Here is a 21,063-nt window from a genome sequence, read left to right on the forward strand (position 1 = left end):
CTAAAAAGCAGGTTTTGAACAGGCAGGATGCCTGTTCCACGATAATTATGGGAGATGTCTAATAGATCATCGCGCACCCTTTAACCACCTCTGTTCGCATCTCAATATCCGCAACAAGCAATGGAAAATACCAAATGACACAAGTTGTAATTGTCGGAGCGGGGCCAACTGGTGCGGCACTTGCCTTACTGCTGGTGAAACGAGGTATTGCTGTTACCTTGGTTGAGGCTGCAAAAGATTCGTATCGAGTGTTTCGCGGTGAAGGGTTAATGCCCAGCGGATTGGATGCGATCGCCCAAATGGGTTTATCCACTATCCTAGAAGGTGTTCCACACCGACAAATTGATGCCTGGGAGTTCGTTGTGGGCGATCGGCAACTATTTCGAGTTGATGAGCCAATGGGGTCAAATCGACCTTGTACGCTGGTATCGCAACCGCCTTTGCTAGAAACACTAATTTCAGAAGCTCAGTTGCATCCAGAGTTTGAATTTATCTCAGGTGTTCCCGTAAAAGATTTACTGTACAGCAACGATCGCATTGCGGGTGTAAAGCTAGGAGATGGGCGAGAGATTCCTGCTGCACTTGTGATTGGTACAGATGGTAGAAACTCGGTTGTACGACAGCGTGCAGAATTAGAGTTAGTAAAACAGCAGAATAGTATAGATGTTCTGTGGTTTAAACTTGCCGCTCATCCTCGGTTTGTGGCGGATAATGTATTTTATTCCATCCTGAATGGCGGTAGCGGATTCAGTGTCTTTCATGGGGCAGAATCAGGAAAACTTCATCTGGCTTGGGTGCTATCGGCAGATGACAAAACCGATTGGAAACACACAGACTGGGCAGAAACTTTCGCATCGCGATCGCCTGCGTGGATGGCAGAACATTTCCGCAACTGTGCGGATACGATCGAATCTCCGATGCGATTATCTGTTGTGGTTGGTCGCTGTCCGCGCTGGCATCGACCAGGAATCATACTTTTGGGGGATGCTGCACATCCGATGTCTCCGGTTCGCGCTCAAGGAATTAACATGGCGTTACGCGATGTAATTGTTGCCGCCAATCACCTTGTACCTTTATTGAAAGCAGGGGCTAATTACGAGGATATTGACTTAGCATTATCGCGGATTCAGGCAGAACGAGAACCGGAAATTATTCGCGCCCAACAACTTCAAGCACAAGAAGCGTGGAAAGGTGAACAACTGCGAAACAATGTATTTATACGTTTATTAATGATGCAAATTGCTCCCTTTTTGGGTAAACAAATTCAACAATTTTGGGTTAAAGGACAGTATGAATTGCGCCAAGGAGTAACAGAGGTAAAATTGGTTGTGTGAAAAGAGGAAATTCCAAATTAGGAGAAAATTGTATGCGATCGACAACTCTCAAAGGACCGATCGGCACTATTCACATCATCGAAGCCAGCCGCCCTGTCACCGCTGGGGAGTCGGAACCGCTGCCGGTGGTGTTCGTGCACGGTATGACGGTTTCTGCGAGCATCTGGGATGCCCAGCTTGCTCATGTCGCCGGTACCCGACGGGCGATCGCCCTTGATATGCGGGGACACGGTGATTCTGCACCGCCGGAGGACGGCAACTATGCGCCCGCCTCCTGTGCAGCGGATGTTTTCGCGGTACTGGATGGGCTGGGACTCGATCGAGTGGCGATCGTCGGGCACAGTTTCGGTGCTTGTATTGCCCTCGCCACAGCAGCAGCCGCACCGCACCGCATCGCGCAGTTGATCCTGGCAGACCCACCTGGAGACTTTACCAAGGTTCCTGCAGAGGTGTACGAACTGATCGTCCCCTTCCAGAGGGCTCTGGAGACGGAGGATTGGCGCGCTGCTGTGGAAACCAGCTTCAACGAGGCACTGACAGGAAGCAGGGCCCATACGCGCGATCGGATTCTCGCTTGGTTGGCTGCGACTCCACAGGATTGTCTGTTTGGAATGTATCGCGAGATGTTTGCTTTTGACGCAGTGGATGCTCTCGATCGCTACCTAGCAGCCCCTGGAACACGGGCCCACGCCATTATTGCTCCCTCAAACAATTTTCCCTTCAGCCTCCACATCCTCCGTCCCACACTGACGACAACTACGATCGCCGATACTGGACACTGGCTGATGCTGGATGCGCCAGAAGCCTTTGCTAGGGAACTTGATATCTGTTTGGAAGGTGTTTAATATATAGCCTTTCTCAGTAGCATGAGGTGTTCTTGGGCATTGGGCATTGGGCATTGGGCATTGGGCATTGGGCATTAGGCATTGGGCATTGGGCATTGGAAGAGTACCTTACTTTCCTGAGAACCGCTATAGATTTCGACAAAATCTGTTAGTTTTACCACAATTCATCGAGAGTTAAGTTGTGGGGGTTTTTGAGGATGAAGGCGTTGTTGTCTTTGATTAAGTCACCGCTACAGAGAATCGGTAAGCGTTCTTGATAAGCTTTAATCGCCAGGATATAATCTTTGTCTGCAAGTGAAGTTTGAATTTTTTGCAATTTGGCAACTACAAGGCCGATGAGAGTAATTTCACCACTTAATTTTTGGGTATTTGGGGTGTGAATTTGCATAACAATTCCCTGAATTATCGTGTTGGGAATGCGGGTAAGCAGTTCGCTTAAAATTTCAATCTGAGGGCGATTTTCTGCGTTTTCTAGGGTTTGAATTGCTTGGCTGATACGCGCTCCATAATCTCGGAGATTTTGCCGATTAGGTAGCAATATTTCTAATTCTTCTCCGTCGGCTGTTGGTTTGTGCCAAAGTGTGGCATTATCTAAGAAAGGTTGGTCTTGATGCCAGCCGTGAGTTTGTAAGTAATTTCTCAGTTGATTTAGCTCGATGGTTTCGAGAGTTTGGCGATCTTTTACGGTGAATTTCATGGTTGGACTCCTTGGCTCATTCCCTCCATAATTGACTGAAGGGCGGCGACTGTGTGGTGAATTGAAATGTTGAGATGACTGGAAGCTACTTGTCAATAAAATATTATCGCGAACATTTTAATCAATCCCTCTTTAAAAATGTTTTTTTGTAAAAGGTGAGGGTTAGTAACTATAAGTTCATTCACAAGCATAATTTACTACTTCGTCCCTGTACGAATCATCTTGAAACCATACACATAAATATCAGGAAACCCGTAACGGTTTTCTTTATGGCGCCATTTAGCCAGACCAATTTCAGTTAAAAAACTGGCAAATTCATCAAAATCAGGATATCTTTCCTGTGCGCTTTTCTCCCATGCGTACTCAAGTAGTTGTCTGCTAGGTAAAGCGGGAATACCTTCTAAAGCTTCAAAAAATTGACATAAGTCAGGATATTCTTGTTTAATTGCATCACAACGTTCATCTGATGCCTTTTCTAAACCAATTTCCAGAGATGCTCCCCGAAGTAAACGATCACTAGGAGCCTTAACTGATGTTTGTCCCTTGTAAGTTAGCTCATGCTCTTTTGCTCCTTGAAGCAAGGCACTTAAGCTGCGGGGAAAGGCAGTACCATTTAAGTCTGATAAACGTTCGTAAACCCATCTATAAACATATTTAGCTTTTTTTCCTGTTCTTCGACGTATTCCCCACAATAAGTCTAGGGCGCGGTTTAAGGTTTCTTCATTAGCATTATCAATATTTTCAACAGGTGAAGAACGATCTACTAAATCTTTAAAATCTCGTGCTTGCGTGGCTTGGCGAAGGGCTAACCGCAAGAAATCTACCCTTGTCCACTTCAAAAAGAGATCGCGTCCATTGAAGTGACTTTTATTGTCAAAGTTCAAACGATTCCAAATGTCTTCTCGCAGAAATATTTTAAAGCGAATAGATGTTAAGCGACGGGCATCACAAGCTTGAATAAGTTGAAATAAACCACTTAAAGCTTGCTGTCTAACTCCCTCTCTTTCGGGGAAGTCTTCATCTAAATCGTCGTATAAAAGCCAAAGTGTTTGATTTTTCTCCCGTTGCTGTTCGTTCAGAATATCTAAGACATCCGGCAAAACAAGTATCAACTGTGAATCAGTTGATAATTCAATTAAGGCTTTAGTATGTTCAGCCTTCCAGTTTTCTTCCGGCAGTCCCTTCAATATGTTGCGTAGACTTTCAAATTTAGGTTTTTGACTCCCTTTCTCCGGCAGTTTTAAATAATTTTCTTGATCTACTCGAAATATCAGGTATGCTCGCCAAAATGCCTCCCAAGTTCCCTCATTATCTTTTAAATTTCGCTGGATAATTTGAAATTCGCTGCGTGTTGGGCGACTGGTCTGGGATGCACCATGACCGGAGAGGAAGATTACAGAATCTAATCGGCCACGAGCTAGCTGTCGAGCCTTATCCTCATGTTCTAATAAAAGTAAATAAAGAGCCGTTTTCCCAGTTCCTTTTCTACCTCGAATGAGGCAAGTTGTTTCGTCTAAAAATTTGTCAAAATTAGGAGTTTTCTGAAATAGACCCAGAAGATTTGAGCTGGGATCAGCAGCATTTAAGGCTGGGAATTGAAGGCTTTCAATAATTTTCCAGCGTTGTTCTGTATCTGTTGCTGCTAGAATTTCCTGTGAGCGAATTTGAATAGTTTCTTCATCTATTAAGTTAGCAATTCGATTGTAGTAATCCAACAAACCTGTTACAGGATGATTATCGGCTAGAGCAATTGATGGCAGGTAAGGAACAATTAATGGTTCTGCTATTTCAGATTGAGACTCATCTGAGTCATCACCATTTTCATTCAGTTCATCTTGATCTATTTCGCCCTCAATGACTTTGCGTAAAAGCTGCCAAACCTCTGTAACTTTAGCCGTTCCACTATTGCTGATATCAGGAACAGGTGAAAACACAAAGTTGATTGATAGCTTGCCAAAAGAATTGAGTGATTTTAGGAGAAGATCAATCCCTTGCCGATTTTGCTCGTTCGGAAACAAAAAAATAATTGCCTCATCAGCAGCTTGAAGTAGAGATAAAGCACCCCATTCATTAATTCCGGTACGCGAATCTACTAAAATAACGTCTGGTTTTAACTGCTCTTGAATTTCTCGACTAAAAATAGACCAGAGAGTTTCACCATTATCAAGAATAGTAGTTGCTCGAAGATCATCAACTTTAGAAATGTAATCAAGACTTAAAGAACCCGCAGGAACAATGAAGAGTCTTCCTGTAGCATCCGGTATTGTAACTTCGCCAAATATCTTGGTGATTAAAACATTTGGTTCTAACTCTTCCGGTAGATAGGATCGTTCATAAAAATAATCTACAATACCGAATTCAGGTAGTGGTTTTAAGCTAAAAGCTGTACTTAAACCTGGTGCTTCTAAATCTAAGTCAACAGCCACAACTTTTCGACCGCGCATAGCCAAAATCCAAGCCACATGGGTTAAGGCAGTGGTTCTACCGACTCCTCCCTTAAAAGAGTAGAATGTTATTGTTCGAGGAATGCGGGGTTCAGGTTGAGGGGATTGAGATTGATTTTGAGGATTTGCCGCCCACAAAGCTAAATCTTGCCAAGTTTGTACTGAACTTCCATTTGTAAGCTGGGGGGCTGACAAATCCAAAGATCTTGCTTCTTCTACTGTATATAAAGAAATAAAACCTGGGGATATTTTAAATTTATGAAGGATGCGATACACTTGCTCTTTTCGCTGTGGGAAAGATAATTCTTTAAAGCGATCACTTATAATCGTTAAATTCAGAAGTCCAGAAGTTGAAATATTTATGTCAGTCCATTCCTGCGGAGTCTGTACATAAATGTCCGTAAGCTCCCGTTTAAGTGATACTTGCCAAGTTTCCTGCATATCTGTGTCCTCAAAGTTTAGTAGCTTGCGTCTGTAACCAACCTATGAGACTATTATATGCTGATAGCCACTGCTTATAGTTTGGCTCATCCGATTGACTACTAGAGTAGCGCATATCTATAAAATGTTGATTGTTGGGATTTTCAACTGTGTTAAGCCATTTCATTACTTGTGGAAACTTTTGCACTCTATCATGAAGCTTATTATGCCGCTTCAAAGCATCTTGAAAACTATGTCCCGGATTAGTAATTGTGTGTTTAGGATTGTTAGAATCAGTTTTCCATTCTCGCTTTGCACTTTTGGGCAGGGAAGCTAAAATCATCGCTTTTAGTAAACATTCTATGGTAATGCCTCCGAAGTGCATGGCGGCTACTTTTCTGTCGGAGTGACAAAGTTTTTCAGTATCCATATGACGTTCTAAAAAAGCAGCTTGGTAATCTTCCATGTTTGCGAAAGGTTTGGTGAACTTGGTAGCTGTAACAAATAAATATCGCCTTTATTAGATGATTACCTAGATATTGAGCCAGCGACATAAAAAGTCAAGTTGGCTACTTCATTGGGTCAATTATATCATTTTTAGGATGACAAGTTGAGCGAATAAAAAAATAATTATTATTTAAACAAAGGTCAGATGGAGCTGGCAAAATATCGTTGATATGGCTTGATGTTTTCATTGTTTCGTCAGTAGGGACTTGCAGTATTTACAGTCAGGGAATTAGATAATACAGTATAACTAATTTCTGGATTAGTCTGATACTTTCCTCCGCAATGTCTGCGATCGCCCCAAAAACGTCCCAATCAGCTTTCGGCAGGACGATAGCAAGAGTACAGCAACCGGGTGCAGCAGACCCCTCCTTCGCCGTCAAATGCAGCATCTTCTCGTCCAAACCCTCCTCCTCCTCCTCCAATGCCTCCGCCTCCGCCCCCACATACCTCTCAGGAGTTAAAACATAACACTTACCGTTTTGCTTTTTTCTTGCCTTTTGACTCCGCACCAGTGTTACAACTCTTCTGGAAAGTACATTTGCAGCAAATCTGCCCCGCCCTAACCCAACCAACCTAACTTCTCCAGAAATTAGGTAAAAAGCACCTAAAGTATGATGCGAAACTCGGGCAATACTCTTATTCTATAAATTCATCGGGCATTAAACCGATATCCACAACCGCTAAGATTTATTGCCAAAAATTAAATCTTTCCGGCGAAAAGTTGCTATTTAATGAATAAGACTTTACAATCCAGCAAGGTAAATGAAACTCTCAATGAGCAGTGCTGCAAGCACTAACCCGAAATGGGTCGCAAGTGCCAAAAAGCAGCAAAAGCTACATTTTTTAACTCTTTCAACAGCAAAGCATTGGCAAAAAAACCAGGGATCGACGGTTGGCATCTTGGAACGAATGCTTTGCTCGCAATACTACAAATGTATCAAAACTTGTCTGCCAAATTTAGCCCTAACCGATGCCTAGCTGTAACTCTTGCTGCGTAAGGTTTCAGTTTCTAATTAGGCTGGTTTTATTGTCTTTAACTACTTGAGGATTCGATCGCATGATTTCGTCTACAACTCAATCCGATGTGCTGCCTTTGCCTTCGCCAACCGTAACGGCTGCAACCCAAACCAGTGTGGCTGCAGCAACTGGGGTGTGCGTGACGGTTCACGGTCACTTTTACCAGCCACCCCGGGAAAACCCTTACCTGGACGCGATCGAACGCCAAGCCAGCGCCTCTCCCGCCCACGACTGGAACGAACGCATTGACATCGAGTGCTACCGCCCGAACGCCTTTGCCCGCATACTTAACGATCGCGGCGAAGTCACGGGGATCGTCAACAACTACGAGTATATGAGCTTCAACATCGGGCCCACCCTGATGAGCTGGCTCGAACGCTACGACGCGGAAGTCTACCAGCGGATTCTGGAGGCCGATCGCAAAAGCTGTCAGCGTCTCAACGGTCACGGCAACGCGATCGCCCAAGTCTACAATCACATCATCATGCCGCTGGCTAACGAGCGAGACAAATACACCCAAATTCGCTGGGGGATCGCAGATTTTCGCTCCCGGTTCAATCGCGATCCCGAAGGAATGTGGCTCGCCGAAACCGCCGTAGACTACGCCACCCTCGAAGTTTTAGTCGCTGAAGGCATCCGCTTCATTGTCTTAGCCCCCTCCCAAGCCGAACGCTGCCGCCCGCTAATCGGGCAAAACCACGAAGGGGAACATGGGCAAAATTCCGAATGGCACGAAGTCGGCGGGGGTCAAATCGATCCGACACGCCCGTACCGCTGCTATTTGAAGCCGGAAATGCGATTGATGGCTGACCACCAACTCTCGCCACTGAGCACTCACCATTTTGGCCGCAGGCACTTCCAAAATTCCGAAGCCCCACCTGCCAACACTCCCTACATCGATATCTTTTTCTACGATGGCCCGATCTCGCGGGATATGGGCTTCAACGACGTTCTCAGCAGCAGCCACCACTTGGTGGGGCGCTTGGGTCAAGCAGTACGGGGAGACCACCGACCGGCTCAATTAATCTGCGTGGCGACGGACGGCGAAACTTTCGGCCACCACAAACACAGTACGGAAAAATGCCTCGCTTACGCCTTCACAGAAGAGTTTCCCCGTCGAGGCTGGACGGTGACGAATTTTGCTCATTATTTAAGTCAAAATCCGAGCGCTTGGGAAGTGGAACTCAAACCGGTGACGGCCTGGAGTTGTTCTCACGGGGTCGATCGCTGGCAAGATGATTGCGGCTGCGGTGGTGGTGGCGAGTGGAACCAAAAATGGCGCCGCCCTCTGCGGGATACTCTCAATTGGCTGCGCGATCGACTGATTCCGATTTACGAAGAAGCAGGGCGCAAGCTGTTGAGCGATCCCTGGAAAGCTAGAGATGAATATATTGAGGTCATCCGGGATCGATCGCCCGCTAACGTTGACAGTTTCCTCCAACGCCATCAAGTGCGCCCCCTCGATGCCGGAGAACAGGTGGATGCCCTGCGACTGCTGGAAATGCAGCGCCACACCCTGTTAATGTTCACTAGCTGCGGCTGGTTTTTTGAAGAAATCTCGCGGCCCGAAGGCGTGCAAATTCTGCGCTACGCGGCCCGGGCGCTGGAATTGGCGGGCGAAGTTACCGGCGTGCAGCTAGAAAAGGATTTTGTCGCTCAACTAGCCCTCGTACCCAGCAACGTTGACTATTTCCAAACAGGGGCCGAAGTTTACCGCAAACTTGTGGTGACAGCCCAAATTAGTCTCAGACAAGTGGCAGCCCACTACGCGATCAGTTCTCTGTTTGCCAAATATCCCCGCGAACAGCGAGTTTACTGCTATCAGGCCCTGCAGGAAGATTTCCAAATTCAGCGCATGGGCTCGATGACTCTGGCTGTGGGTCAATTGCAGTTAACCTCGGAAATTACGCGGGAAACAGAGGTTTATGTGTTTGCTGCGTTCCACCTCGGCGGCTGGGACTTCCACTGCTGCATTCAGCCTTTTGGCAGCCGCCGATCTTACACTATGCTGAAAGAGCGGTTGTTTGGGGTTATGCAAGAAGCTTCGGCGGCCCACGCCATTCTGGAAATGGTGCGGCTGTTTGGGGATCAGTCCTTTAGCTTGCGGGATTTATTCGCTGAGGAACGCCACCGGATCGTGCAGTTGCTGAGTCAGGAAAATTTGACTCGGTTGGATCAGCTTTACACTCAGGTTTACCGCGAAAATTACGGGGTGATGATGGCTTTCCACCGAGACGAGTTGCCGGTGCCGGTAGAGTTGCAGGTGGCTGCTGAGGTGGCTTTGGGACATCGCTGTTTGACGGCGGCTAAGGCCCTGGAAGTGGAAACGGAGGATGTGGAACCGTTGCTGGCCGAAATTGAGGCGATCGCCACTGAAAGCGGCCATCTCCGCTGTCGGTTGAACGTTCCCGAAGTCAAGGAAATTTTGGAAAAGATGGTTTGGCGATCGCTAGACAGGCTGCTGCAAGCAGGATCGGGCGCGGAGGATCGCTCGCCTGTCAAGTTAGAAGCTGATATCCGCACGATCGAGCGTTTGATTGCGGTGGGCGATCGGCTGAGTTTGGGTTTGTGTCTGGATCGATCGCAGGAACTGTATTTCGATTCTCTGTACAGTCAAATTGTGCCTCTGTGTTTGGGCTGGCTGCAACTGCAAGATGCCTCCGAGGGCGAGAGTGTTGTCGCTGCCGTTGCCTTGGGGATTGCAGGTTCCGGCGCCGGCTGGGACTTGTCTTCAATCCGGCAGTTGCTGGAGTTGGGTCAAACCTTGGCTGTTGATGTTGAGTGTTGGTTAAATCAGTTAAGTAAATAGTTTCTCGATTAGCCAAGGAAATCAATTCCCGCGCTTGAGAATCTGCCCGATCGGGGTTTAAATCCCGATCGGGCCTACGGGTTCAACCGAGAATCATCAACATTTCGGCTGACGTGGATCGTGGCTGGGGATCGAAGCAGCGACAGGGAACCGCCAACTTTGTTTAAGTTTTCGCTCTACTTGTGGGAAGATAAGAAGACTGGCGGCAAAGCGTACAAGTGTTAAGCACCAGTAGGCTTTGCAGAGTTTTGAAGAGAGAACACTAAATATAAGTCTGTCAGTAACTCAGGGCTAAAGCCACTGAGCTTGTAAGAGGAATCAAGCAAGCTGTATTGACCAGCCTAAGTCTTCACTGACTACGTTATTGGGGTCATAACACCGGAAAATGCGACGCTAGTTTTCCGCTCTGTTGTTTACAGTTAAACAGTCTTAAAGTCACTCTCGACAGTGCTGTAAGCGTGACAAGCCCCGATAACCTTGGCGAAGCGAACATTACCCCGAAAAGGAGATTGAGGCAACCATACCTCACCGGAGAGGCAACCATACCTCTCCAACCCCGCAAGGGGATTCAAGGCGGTTGAAACCGCCGAGTCGTTTCCCTCTCAGGGCTGAAGCCACTGAGTTTCCCATATACCGAATGTTTCTTATGAAAGTTGGCGATCGCGTTTGCATTAAAAACTCTGTTGTTGTCTACCACCACCCTGAAAATCGCAGTCAACCATTTGATATTAAGGGTATGGAAGGAGAAGTCGTGGCGATCGTTCACGAATGGCATGGGCGACCTGTCAGTGCTAATTGGCCGATTCTAGTACAATTTGACAAAAAATTTCGAGCTCACTTCAAAGAGGATGAGGTCGAATTGATATCTTCGGAAGTCTAGCTGTCTCAAAAGTTGAAGCCGGAGCCCAAAGACAATATCAAATCCCGTCAGTCGATTTTAGATTTTAGATTTTAGATTTACTCCACAGATGAATCTGGAAGCTTGAACTAGGATCTAAAATTTTGGGCGGCTAACGACTCCTGTCGGAAAGCAATTATCCGTTTTTGGGCGGGGGTCATATAACTGTTGTAGAGTTTGTAGTGAGGAGTTCAGTTTTTTCTGTGGGTGTTAGTCGATCGGCGCGGCTAAAGTCCTTACTACAAACCATCTTTTTTATTTAACGCTTAATTTTTCGACCGTCCGCGGCTGAACCAACCTAAAATATTCCAATCTCCCTGCATTTTCTGCAATTCCTGCTGATGCTGCTTGGCTGTAGCGTAATACCACTGGCAGTGAAGTTCTAGTTCTTGACGGTACTTAATTTCGTCGTAAAACTCGCGGACAATTTGGTGTCTCTGAAAAATTTCGGCCGCGGGAGTCGGTTCTGGGGCAATGTTTTGCAACTCGTGGGGCAGCATGATTGTTTGGGGGCGACGGTGGCTAATATTTGCTGTAATGACTTTAAGCTAACACACTCAATCAATTTTGGATTTTAGATTTTAGATTTTAGATTTTAGATCGTATCCGTTTGATTTGGAATCTTATCTGATGAAGTTTTGTAGGGGCAGCTTCGCCCAGATATTTGATAAGTATAGACAAATTATACAGCATATTCCATGTATGTGCGGTACACACAATCTTGTAGTAAGTAAGGTGCGTCGCCACCAACAATCTGCAAGTTCCATTTAAAAGGTCGCAGCGACGCACCCTACATATTAAAATCACACAATATAAATTTAGCGGCTACTGTACTTCATCAACCTGGAATATGCTGTATAAACCCGCCCCGCCCCTATAATTGGGATGCAACCGGATTTGATATTAGCTTAAATTCTTCAATCTAAAATCCAAAATCCCAAATATAAAATTCTGTTAAAGCCATCCCCGCAGACGATAAACGATTAAGCCGATGTATTCTTTCAAAGCTTTAGTTGACTGGTTTAACTGATAGGTGTCCGGCAATAAATCCAAGGCGACTGATTGCCAATTGCTTTGGGATGCTGCGATATCCTGCTGCGTTATCTGAAAGTCTGTTGGTGCGGCAATTGCTTTTATTCGCTGACGCTGGAAAATTAACAGCGATCGAGTCATGTGCATCGCCGATGTCACTAGCAAAACCTGCCCTTTTATGCCTTTACCATCTAAAATTTTCCGCACGTTGACGGCATTTTGATAAGTGTTGTGTGAATCGGGGTCTTGCAGAATTGCTGATGCCGGTACACCCATTGTTTGGGCAATTTCTGCCATGTCTGCCGATTCAGGAGGCCCGCCACCTTTCCAATCTACTCTACCGCCGCTGAGAATGAGCAGGGAAGCTTTGCCTTGCTTGTAAAGTCGGGAACCATAGATTATGCGATCGCCCGCTTCCGCTAATTCTACCCAAGGACGGGGAGGTAAAGCTGCTTTGACACCGCCACCCAAGACGATAATCGCTTCAGCTTGGGGGAGTTCGGCGGTTGGTAAGTTTTGCCATTCGAGCGATCGAACTAACGATTTTGAAATCCAACCGCTACTTCCGAGCAGTAAAATAATTAGAGCCGCAGCAATTGGCGCCGCCGCCCATTTCGGACGCTTCCAAAGTGTTATTAAAGCCGCCATCATTAACAGGCAACTCAACCCCAAAGGATAAATAAACAGCGGCAGGAGTTTCGATAGAAATACAAACATTCAATTGGGAATTTGGCATGGGGAAATTGTACGATCGTGTAGCCGAAGTATTGGGTATTGGGACGAAGGGCATTAGTGAATGTTAACTAATGACTAATGACTAATGACTAATGACTGTTGACTAATGACTGTTGACTGTTGACTGTTGACTGTTGACTGTTGACTGTTGACTGTTGACTGTTGACTGTTGACTGTTGACTGTTAACTGTTAACTGTTGACTGTTAACTGTTGACTACTGACTACTGACTAATGACTAATGACTAAAGCTAGCGACGATCCTCTGGTCCAGATAACCAGCCAAAAAATGTAGCAGCATCACCCCTAGAGGTTTTGCTATATTTATGACCGTCCCTTTCCACTACTTCTTTATTGAGGATAGCATCCGAGGTTTTCTCCTTGGAACTTAAATTCGGGTTGAGTAGTAATTCGTTGTGCCACCAAGCGACAATTAAACCTGCTGCCACGCCACCGATGACACCAAAGCCCAGACTCAGGGGCAGCGTACATCCTACTAAGCGAAACCCAACGGTAAACAACACAAACCATATCAGCGCGGGGCTAAACCCCTTGGAGTCTCCGGTAAATTTTGGCATAAGCTGCAAGTTATGTTTGTAATAACAAAGAAAGATATTTACAATATTAGCAGACAATCCAATTGGCAAGGGCGATCGATCTGCAACTACTCCCCACAAATCAAGTTTAATTGTACCTCTAAGTCTTGCGCGGTATCTACAATGTTTACAGAAATTTGCTCTAATTCTGTACAAGGTTCAAAAGCTGCTTCCTGCGAACTCAATAGTTCTGCTGTCGCGTCGGCAATATCGCCCCTGCGCTGTTGCAGTCGTTCTCGCAATACTTCAATTGGTGCGGTGCAGTAAATGATTTGCAGGGGTAAGCCGTGGGATTGAGCCTGATTAATCGCATCCGTTCTCCAGTTTTGGCGATCGAACTTTGCATCTAAAATCACATCCCAACCTCGGTCAGCCAAAATTATCCCCAACTCTAACAATCTACCATAAGTCTGAGTCGTCATTTCATCCGAGTACAAATCTTGCCCTCCGCGTTCATTTAAAGGAATTCCGCCTAAATGTTTGCGAACCGCATCGGATCGAATGTGAATTGCCCCAGTGCGGCGAGCCAAATATCGAGCCGCTGTACTCTTGCCAGAACCCGACAAACCCGACATCAAAGTTAACTTTCCCTGGCGCGGTTTTGTGTATTGCCAAGCCAGTTTATAGTAATGAGCGGCTGTCTGTGAAATCTCTGCTTTGTGGGCTGTTGAAATAGCGGCATCGTCCAACATTAACGAAGTTACTTTCGCTCTAACATAAGCTTGACGACTCAAATACAAAGGCAACAGTTGCAGTCCTTCCCAATCCCCTGTTTGTTCGATGTAAGTATTGAGAAAAGCATTGCCTAAGTCTCTGCGACCGCGCGATTCCAAATCCATTACTGTAAAAGCGACATCGTACATCACATCAACAAAGCGAAAAGGCTCGTTAAATTCGATGCAGTCGAATAGCAATATTTTATCTTGCCAGAATGCTATATTCCGCAAGTGCAAATCTCCGTGGCACTCGCGAATTTTATTATTGGCAATCCGCAGATTAAATAACTCTTGATTTTTCTCAAAAAACGTATCAGTATAATCTTTAGTTTCCTGATATTGTGTCTGAGTCTGCGGCCCACCGATATATTTTTGCGAAATCAGGTAATTGTTGTCTATTGCTGTCCGAATCTGGCTGACTTCGCCAAATGTGCGAATGTAGCTATTACTAATTGCCGTGCTGTGAAACTTGGCAACTTCCCTCCCTAAGTCTGCCATAACTTGCTCGGTCAACAGTCCGCGTTCCAACAAACTGAGTAACAGCGAATCTTGAGGAAATTCTCGCATTTTCAGCACGTATTCTACAGCAATCTCGCCAGAATTTATAGCAGGTAAGTTGCTGCCCAATTGAAATAAATCTCCAATTTGAACAATTGGCAAAACTTGTAGATAAATTTCCGGTGCAGTGCGTCGGTTCATTAGCAATTCTTCCTTGCAGAAATGCTGCCTTTTATCCAATGTTGAATAGTCTAAAAAGCCAAAATTGACGGGTTTCTTGATTTTGTAAGTATAATCTCCTGTCAGCAGGACAAAGGAAGCGTGAGTCTGAATTAGCTGCACTGGTTCAGTCACCCCGTGCGGGTAAAAACCGGGCTGCAACATTTGCTGAATCAGAGGTGGGAGACAAGTCATAGCGATTTTAGATTTTGGATTTTAGATTTTAGATTGGGGATTTTGGATTGTGAATTTTAGATTTTAAGTTGGGGACTTTAGATTGGGAGTGGGGATGTTGACTTTAATCCGATTTATTATAGAGTTGATAGTTAGTGTAAAAAAAAGCAGCGATGACAGAAAATAATCAAGAATCTGGTTCCGTGGATGTGTTTGGCGTAGGCAATGCCCTTGTAGACATCCTAGCATTGGTGGAAGATGAATTTGTACTCGGCCACGGGCTGAATCGCGGCGGGATGACGCTGATGAATTCCGAAACGCAGGGGGGGATTTTGCACGATTTAGAGCACAATTCGCTGCAAATGCGATCGGGGGGTTCGGCGGCAAATACGATGATTGGTTTGGCTCAGAGCGGCGGTAAAGCGTATTATTCGGGGAAGGTTGCTAAGGATACTAACGGCGAATTTTATCGGCAAGATTTGCTGGCGGCGGGGATTGATTTTAATGTGCATCCTGCTGCTGAGTCGAACGGGCCTACGGGTACTTGTGTAGTGCTGACTACGCCGGATGCGGAACGCACGATGTGTACTAATCTGGGGGTTTCTACTACTCTGGCTGCGACTGATATTGATGTCGATCGACTGGCTCACTGCAAGTACAGTTATGTTGAGGGCTATCTTTGGGATGCTCCCGATCCGAGAAAGGCTAGCATTGAGACGATGGAACAGTCTAAGCGTCTGGGTGTGAAGGTGGCTTTTACTTTTTCGGATGGCTTTTTAGTCGATCGATTTGCTGATGATTTTCACAAGGTGGTTTCGGAATATTGCGATGTAATTTTTTGCAATGCTGATGAAGTTCGCAGCTTTTTTAAGGAGGAATCTCTGGAAGAGTGCGCTCGGAAAATGAGCGAGATTTCTGATTTGGCTTTTATCACTAATGGGGATAAAGGCTGCATGGTGGTGGAGAACAAACAGATTGTGGATGTCGCTGGATTTCCGGTAAAGGCGATCGATACTGTGGGTGCTGGGGATGCTTTTGCGGGGGGTGTTTTGTTTGGAATTACTAACGGTTTAAGTTCTACACAAGCGGCTCGCTGGGGCAATTTCTTGGCTTCTAGGGTGGTGCAGATTCATGGGCCGCGTCTGGAGGGTTCTCAGGCTCATCTTTTGAGTGAGGTGATTTCTGGTTAGGAATTGAAAGGGGCGATCGCACTTTTTGTGTTAAGGGCGATCGCTCTTTTTTTAACCACAAATAGAGGTTGGCTGAGTGCGTGGATTGAGTGATTTTGAGATAATTTGTCTTCCACTTTTAGCCTGCTTTTTCTGCCAATCTGCAAACATAGCATCCAAGTCGTAATTGAATGACTTAGCGTGTTGTTCGCGAATTTGGTGAATTTTCTCCACGATCTCATCTTGCCACATAAATTCAACCTCCTAGTAGTTCGTAAGGCGTACAAATGATCGGTAATTGGTATCCCAAATCCAAACTAATTTCTGCAAGTTTTCTCTGAATTTGAGCGTTAGCGATATGCTTACAGTTCCATGTTAGCAGGTAATCTAAATCGTAAACGGTAGCTGCCGCAATATGAACCGCATCAGCAGCAGCTTTTAGATGTACATTTTGGATACAAATACATTAATTTACTACTTCAAAGGACAAGGACAAGTTGCCCAAAACATTCTGCCATAGTAAAAACAGCTTTATGGTGGAAAGTAGCGATAAATATCTTTCCGGTGAAGCACCCTGGCAAAAGTAAGAGTTTCGCCATCAAAATAAAAACCTATTCGATAGTCTCCAACCCGAAGCCGATACGCATTATCATCACCTTTCAATTTTTTTAAGTTAACAATTGTTTGTAAATCATTACTATTCGGAATTTCCGCAAAAGCAAAATCCTTGATTTGCTCAAACACAGGCGTACTTTTAAGAGCTTTTAAATCTTTCAAAAAACTGGGTAGATATTCGACTTTCATTCACTTTCCAGTTCTCCAAGTGCTTGCTGTAAATTTAACGGGTTTTCATTTTTTACTTCGCGCATAGCCTGGAGAAGTCCTTTATCTTCGATCGCTTCTAGGAAATACTGATAGTCGGTATAATCTAGAATAACTTGACTAATGTTGCCTTCGGCATCGAATATCAATTCTTTAGCCAGTGGATAGTCTTCTATTTTCATACACTTTTATGGTGAGATGAGTTATGAGGGAATGATGCTTCTATTTTAACAGCGATATCTCAGAACCCGATGAAGTGCGATCGGGTATGTTGGTTATTGGGTCTAATAAAATTTGTCCGGCTTCGTTGACGAGAACGCGATACTCTGTTGACTTGGGTTCGAGGTTTAAACTGAGGTGTCCTTGTGGATCTGTGCTGATTAAGTTTTTCAGAATCCAAAACATATCTTTCAGCTATTATAAAGTTGGGTAAAACTCGGTTGGTTGAGTTTTACTTAATTATAACAAATTAGATGTTGTTTGTCTATTCGGATTTTAAGGGCGATTCCCTACGGGATAGCTCCGCTTCACGCACTTTTTGCCGTAAGGGCGATTCCCTTCGGGATAGCTTCGCACGCGCGTACTTTTTTGAACCACAGACGAGCGCTGGTTTTTGTCAATTTTGCAGAATGTATTGACTGATAATATTTTTGAGTTCTTGAGGAGCTTCTTTGGCAATCGCCGCTCCTAAATCGGGACGCACAACCCACCACCAAACCAGTTGTTCTAAACGATCGGGAGGATTTTCATTAGGACACAATTCGATCGTACTTTCATTGACACCAATAATGTTAGCACAAAGGTCATTAGCAATGCTAACACGAGCGTCTAGATTTTCAAACTGTACGATGTCTTGCCAGCTAATTTCATTGGGAATAGAATTGAGGATTGATTGGATATCTAGAGTCAGCATTAAACTGTTCCTCCGAAAGCTATAATAACTCTAATGCCAAAGTCTTGTTGTTCTGCAAAAGATTGAGTGCTGAGCCACCCTCTCACGGTTAGAGTATTCGTACCTGTTAATTAAGGTTGGACGGAGTTGTAGAAATTGGTAATTTCCTGATGAATTGACCCAGTACCGTGTTCTAGCCGGACGAGATTGCCTGTATTGTGTATTGCTTCTGCCCCGAATCTCTGTAAATTTGATGTTGTTTGCCCAACTATATGATGCCACGCTAACCCCGCTCCTGCCACCCCGATCGTTCTTTTAAATTCACCCAAAGTTTGAAAGCCTTGTCCGGGTGTTATGGGTGAGATGACAGTCCTTGATTCTAGTTCTCTAGCTAGTCGTCTCGCTATTTCTCGTCGAGTTTCGTCGGTCATTTATGCGAGTTAGCTTTCACTGCTGTGATTTAATTTTACGATGGTTTATCACGCTTAAATCCCGATCGGCATATTCAGAAAAGTCACCCAAATCATGTACTTCACCTTTAGCTGCTTGCGCGAGGCCGCACTTAACGGCGGCTAATGCTTGGGGGTTTTGCCACAACCACTGTTCGCGATCGGGTATGTTGGTTATTGGGTCTAATAAAATTTGTCCGGCTTCGTTGACGAGAACGCGATACTCTGTTGACTTGGGTTCGAGGTTTAAACTGAGGTGTCCTTGTGGATCTGTGCTGATTAAGTTTTTCAGAATCCAAAACATATCTTTCAGCTATTATAAAGTTGGGTAAAACTCGGTTGGTTGAGTTTTACTCAATTATAACAAATTAGATGTTGTTTGTCTATTCTGATTTTAAGGGCGATTCCCTTCGGGATAGCTTCGCACGCGCGTACTTTTTGTGTTAAGGGCGATCGCTCTTTTTAGCAACCGCAGATGAACGGGAATGGATGGGGAAGGAAGAAAGGGCGATCGCTATTATTCCAAATTCCAAGCGAGCGAGCTTGTAAAAATCTCTGTTTTGGCTATAATAGTATTATTTTTGAATCATACCTAATAAAAAATCATGACAACAACAGTAAGCGTAGAACACATTGAAAGAACACCGGGAGTACGAGGCGGGAAACCCCGGATTGCTGGGACGAGAATCGCCGTACAAGATGTGATGGTGATGCACCTAAAAATGGGTTATTCTCTTTTAGAAATTGCCACTAAATACGATCTGCTTGTAGCAGCAGTTTATGACGCTATGGCTTATTATTACGATCATCGCCAAGCAATTGACAGAGAAATGGCAGAAGATGATGCTTTTGTGGATGAATTTATGCGTCAAAATCCAGGTAGGTTACAAGCAAAAATAAAGGAATTAAAAGGTGAGTCTGCGAATTAGGTTTCATTTAGATGAGCATATCGATCGGGACATTGCTAGGGCGTTACGTCTCTATGGTATTGATGTGACGACAACGGTTGAAGCAGGATTAAGGACTAAGATAGATGAGCAGCAGTGGTTGTTTATTCAACAACAGCAGCGAGTGCTTGTCACTCAGGATCGGGATTTTCTAGTTATGGCTGGTATGAGCAAGGATCATCCTGGTGTGGCTTATTTCAAACAGGGGAGTCGTTCGATCGGACAAGTAATAGAAACTTTGATTTTGCTCTATGAAATTTACACACTGGAAGATATGGTCGGAATGGTAGAGTATTTGTGAGGGCGAAGGGCGATCGCTCTTTTTTGAACCGAAGATGAAGGCGGATGGATGGGGAGGGATTAAGGGCGATCGCCGCCGCCCGTCGCCGACTTAGACCCCTGTAGAATGAGCCATAATAGACAAAGCCGCAACCCTTGTAGCCCGATCGATTAACCAGCAACCATTAGAGAGTTTGATTTATGCTAATTCAGAAAATCGTTCAAGAATTACAAGACATCCCCGAAGACAAACTCGCAGAAATCTATGATTTGATTCACTATTTTCGCCTCGGATTAGGACGGGAACAGCCACAGCCCCGCACCCCTGGTTTACTGACGGGAGAACTCGGTGATGCTTTTTTTGAACCCCTACCAGAAGAGGAACTGGAAAAATGGGAATAAGCTACCTTATCGACACCCATATCCTGCTGTGGTGGCTCTTTGATGACCCCAAACTCAATGCCCAATGCCGCGAGATCGTTCGCAACCCCGATTTTAATATCATTGTTAGCACTGTTTCCGCTTGGGAAATAGCCACCAAATATCGCATCGGTAAACTTCCCGAAGCCAAACAGATTGTGGAGGAATATTCGCAAATCCTCCACCGAGCCAAATTTATCGAACTAGCTATAACTTCAGCTCATGCCCTCCGCGCTGGCCGCCTGCCCATTGCCCACCGCGACCCCTTTGACCGGATGATTATGGCACAAGCTGAACTCGAAAATTTGCCGGTTATTACCTACGACACAGCCTTTCACACGGGGCTAATTCAAGTTATCCCCACCGTCGAATCAAGAGCATGAGTATGGGAAGGGCGATCGCACTTTTTGTGTTAAGGGCGATCGCTTTTTTGAGCAACCGCAGATGAAGGGCTATCGCACTTTTTGAATTAAGGGCGATCGCTCTTTTTTGAACAGCAGATGAACGGGGATGGATGTGGATGGGAGAAAGGGCGAGCGCACTTTTTGTCGTAAGGGATCTCGCTCTTTTTTGAACTGCAGATGAAGGTGGATGGATGGGGAGGGATTAAGGGATATCGCACTTTTTGTCGTAAGGGATCTCGCTCTTTTTAGCAACCGCAGATTAAGGTGGATGGATGGGGAGAGATTAAGGGCGATCGCACTTCGTTAAAATAAAGGCGATCGCTCTTAGTGGTTTTAGATAAATGAGAAGGCGATCGCTGGACTACTAAGTTTCAACTTCTGAGTATGTAATGAACTCGGAAAGAATTAATCACTAATTGAGTTCATTAACAGATATATCTCGCCCATCTGCTGCCTCACGTTTGATGAGAACAGCACCGTAAACGACACCTCTGCCGTAATTAGCCTGATGGAAGTTTGGGTATCCTCCTCTGTAGCCATTTCTTGCTGCCCAGTCACTCACAGCCCGAAACCGCTCTTCTGGGGTTTTAGGATTTCCCAACTCGTTAGCTGGGATGTCCCGCCAGTCTGCTGCTTCACGTTTGATTAGAACAGCACCGTAGACAACACCTCTGCCGTAATTAGCCTGATGGAAGTTTGGGTATCCTCCTCTGTAGCCATTTCTTGCTGCCCAGTCACTCAC

The 21,063-nt window shown here is 45.3% G+C and carries 25 protein-coding genes and 1 pseudogene; 9 read left to right on the forward strand and 17 right to left on the reverse strand.

Annotated features, from left to right (window positions below; all coding sequences use genetic code 11):
- Positions 1-134 precede the first annotated feature (134 nt).
- Entirely contained in the window at positions 135-1,334 is a 1,200-nt protein-coding gene (locus QUB35_RS00130; protein ID WP_333138204.1) for an FAD-dependent monooxygenase, read from the forward strand.
- Between the two features lie 32 nt (positions 1,335-1,366).
- A complete protein-coding gene (locus QUB35_RS00135) occupies positions 1,367-2,179 on the forward strand; it encodes an alpha/beta hydrolase (RefSeq protein WP_333138206.1) in 813 nt (270 codons plus the stop codon).
- A 154-nt stretch (positions 2,180-2,333) separates the two neighbouring features.
- On the opposite strand, the gene QUB35_RS00140 is transcribed toward QUB35_RS00135, so the two are convergent.
- The 4 genes from QUB35_RS00140 to QUB35_RS00155 form a co-directional block, all read right to left on the reverse strand.
- Positions 2,334-2,876: a hypothetical protein gene (locus QUB35_RS00140; RefSeq protein WP_333138208.1), complete on the reverse strand. Its 543-nt coding sequence runs from the start codon at positions 2,874-2,876 to the stop codon at positions 2,334-2,336.
- A gap of 197 nt (positions 2,877-3,073) precedes the next feature.
- Positions 3,074-5,761, reverse strand: coding sequence for a ParA family protein (locus tag QUB35_RS00145; RefSeq protein ID WP_333138209.1), 2,688 nt, complete (start codon positions 5,759-5,761; stop codon positions 3,074-3,076).
- Between the two features lie 10 nt (positions 5,762-5,771).
- Entirely contained in the window at positions 5,772-6,206 is a 435-nt protein-coding gene (locus tag QUB35_RS00150) for a hypothetical protein (protein ID WP_333138210.1), read from the reverse strand.
- A gap of 262 nt (positions 6,207-6,468) precedes the next feature.
- Positions 6,469-6,756, reverse strand: coding sequence for a hypothetical protein (locus QUB35_RS00155; RefSeq protein WP_333138212.1), 288 nt, complete (start codon positions 6,754-6,756; stop codon positions 6,469-6,471).
- Between the two features lie 548 nt (positions 6,757-7,304).
- Between QUB35_RS00155 and QUB35_RS00160 the strand changes: the two genes are divergently transcribed.
- Together QUB35_RS00160 and QUB35_RS00165 are read left to right on the forward strand one after the other, a co-directional pair.
- Positions 7,305-10,073 (forward strand): DUF3536 domain-containing protein, encoded by a 2,769-nt coding sequence (locus QUB35_RS00160; RefSeq protein WP_333138214.1) that lies wholly within the window; start codon positions 7,305-7,307, stop codon positions 10,071-10,073.
- 646 nt (positions 10,074-10,719) lie between these two features.
- Positions 10,720-10,953 carry a ferredoxin-thioredoxin reductase variable chain gene (locus QUB35_RS00165; RefSeq protein ID WP_333108522.1) on the forward strand — a complete coding sequence of 78 codons (234 nt, stop codon included), beginning with the start codon at positions 10,720-10,722 and terminating at the stop codon, positions 10,951-10,953.
- Positions 10,954-11,237: 284 nt separating this feature from the next.
- Here the strand turns inward: QUB35_RS00165 and QUB35_RS00170 are convergent, their stop codons facing one another.
- From QUB35_RS00170 to QUB35_RS00185, 4 genes are all read right to left on the reverse strand, one after another.
- A complete protein-coding gene (locus tag QUB35_RS00170) occupies positions 11,238-11,471 on the reverse strand; it encodes a hypothetical protein (RefSeq protein ID WP_242722513.1) in 234 nt (77 codons plus the stop codon).
- 454 nt (positions 11,472-11,925) lie between these two features.
- Positions 11,926-12,720, reverse strand: a complete 795-nt coding sequence (locus QUB35_RS00175) for a YdcF family protein (RefSeq protein WP_333108525.1) — start codon at positions 12,718-12,720, stop codon at positions 11,926-11,928.
- Positions 12,721-12,987: 267 nt separating this feature from the next.
- Positions 12,988-13,314, reverse strand: coding sequence for a hypothetical protein (locus QUB35_RS00180; protein WP_333138216.1), 327 nt, complete (start codon positions 13,312-13,314; stop codon positions 12,988-12,990).
- Positions 13,315-13,400: 86 nt separating this feature from the next.
- Positions 13,401-14,960: an AAA family ATPase gene (locus QUB35_RS00185; RefSeq protein WP_333108529.1), complete on the reverse strand. Its 1,560-nt coding sequence runs from the start codon at positions 14,958-14,960 to the stop codon at positions 13,401-13,403.
- Positions 14,961-15,112: 152 nt separating this feature from the next.
- Between QUB35_RS00185 and QUB35_RS00190 the strand changes: the two genes are divergently transcribed.
- Complete coding sequence (locus QUB35_RS00190) at positions 15,113-16,129, forward strand: adenosine kinase (RefSeq protein WP_333108530.1); 1,017 nt, start codon at positions 15,113-15,115, stop codon at positions 16,127-16,129.
- Between the two features lie 51 nt (positions 16,130-16,180).
- Here the strand turns inward: QUB35_RS00190 and QUB35_RS00195 are convergent, their stop codons facing one another.
- The 8 genes and pseudogenes from QUB35_RS00195 to QUB35_RS00230 form a co-directional block, all read right to left on the reverse strand.
- Entirely contained in the window at positions 16,181-16,360 is a 180-nt protein-coding gene (locus QUB35_RS00195) for a hypothetical protein (RefSeq protein WP_333108531.1), read from the reverse strand.
- 4 nt (positions 16,361-16,364) lie between these two features.
- Positions 16,365-16,547: pseudogene (locus tag QUB35_RS00200) on the reverse strand (type II toxin-antitoxin system VapC family toxin); the annotation flags it as partial.
- Positions 16,548-16,639: 92 nt separating this feature from the next.
- Positions 16,640-16,912, reverse strand: coding sequence for a type II toxin-antitoxin system RelE/ParE family toxin (locus QUB35_RS00205; RefSeq protein ID WP_333138219.1), 273 nt, complete (start codon positions 16,910-16,912; stop codon positions 16,640-16,642).
- Positions 16,909-17,112 (reverse strand): hypothetical protein, encoded by a 204-nt coding sequence (locus tag QUB35_RS00210; RefSeq protein WP_333138221.1) that lies wholly within the window; start codon positions 17,110-17,112, stop codon positions 16,909-16,911. The genes QUB35_RS00205 and QUB35_RS00210 overlap by 4 nt, the downstream gene beginning before the upstream one ends.
- Positions 17,113-17,152: 40 nt before the next feature.
- Complete coding sequence (locus QUB35_RS00215; RefSeq protein ID WP_333138223.1) at positions 17,153-17,335, reverse strand: hypothetical protein; 183 nt, start codon at positions 17,333-17,335, stop codon at positions 17,153-17,155.
- Positions 17,336-17,546: 211 nt separating this feature from the next.
- Positions 17,547-17,843: a hypothetical protein gene (locus QUB35_RS00220; RefSeq protein WP_333138225.1), complete on the reverse strand. Its 297-nt coding sequence runs from the start codon at positions 17,841-17,843 to the stop codon at positions 17,547-17,549.
- A 110-nt stretch (positions 17,844-17,953) separates the two neighbouring features.
- Positions 17,954-18,253 carry a hypothetical protein gene (locus tag QUB35_RS00225; protein ID WP_333138227.1) on the reverse strand — a complete coding sequence of 100 codons (300 nt, stop codon included), beginning with the start codon at positions 18,251-18,253 and terminating at the stop codon, positions 17,954-17,956.
- Between the two features lie 16 nt (positions 18,254-18,269).
- Positions 18,270-18,575, reverse strand: coding sequence for a hypothetical protein (locus tag QUB35_RS00230; RefSeq protein WP_333138229.1), 306 nt, complete (start codon positions 18,573-18,575; stop codon positions 18,270-18,272).
- Between the two features lie 301 nt (positions 18,576-18,876).
- Here QUB35_RS00230 and QUB35_RS00235 point away from each other — a divergent pair, with 301 nt between their 5' ends.
- The 4 genes from QUB35_RS00235 (at position 18,877) to QUB35_RS00250 (ending at position 20,300) form a co-directional block, all read left to right on the forward strand.
- Positions 18,877-19,200 (forward strand): DUF433 domain-containing protein, encoded by a 324-nt coding sequence (locus QUB35_RS00235; RefSeq protein WP_333138231.1) that lies wholly within the window; start codon positions 18,877-18,879, stop codon positions 19,198-19,200.
- The gene (locus tag QUB35_RS00240) at positions 19,184-19,519 is read left to right on the forward strand and encodes a DUF5615 family PIN-like protein (RefSeq protein ID WP_333138233.1); all 336 of its coding nucleotides are present in this window, start codon (positions 19,184-19,186) and stop codon (positions 19,517-19,519) included. The genes QUB35_RS00235 and QUB35_RS00240 overlap by 17 nt, the downstream gene beginning before the upstream one ends.
- 179 nt (positions 19,520-19,698) lie before the next feature.
- Positions 19,699-19,899 carry a hypothetical protein gene (locus tag QUB35_RS00245; RefSeq protein WP_333138235.1) on the forward strand — a complete coding sequence of 67 codons (201 nt, stop codon included), beginning with the start codon at positions 19,699-19,701 and terminating at the stop codon, positions 19,897-19,899.
- Positions 19,890-20,300: a type II toxin-antitoxin system VapC family toxin gene (locus tag QUB35_RS00250; RefSeq protein ID WP_333138237.1), complete on the forward strand. Its 411-nt coding sequence runs from the start codon at positions 19,890-19,892 to the stop codon at positions 20,298-20,300. Before QUB35_RS00245 ends, QUB35_RS00250 begins: the two co-directional genes overlap by 10 nt.
- A gap of 433 nt (positions 20,301-20,733) precedes the next feature.
- On the opposite strand, the gene QUB35_RS00255 is transcribed toward QUB35_RS00250, so the two are convergent.
- A partial coding sequence (locus tag QUB35_RS00255) for a hypothetical protein (protein ID WP_333138239.1) occupies positions 20,734-21,063 on the reverse strand: 330 nt, incomplete at its 5' end.

The organism is Microcoleus sp. B13-B6 (assembly GCF_036705405.1).
In the GTDB taxonomy this organism is placed as follows: Bacteria; Cyanobacteriota; Cyanobacteriia; order Cyanobacteriales; family Microcoleaceae; genus Microcoleus.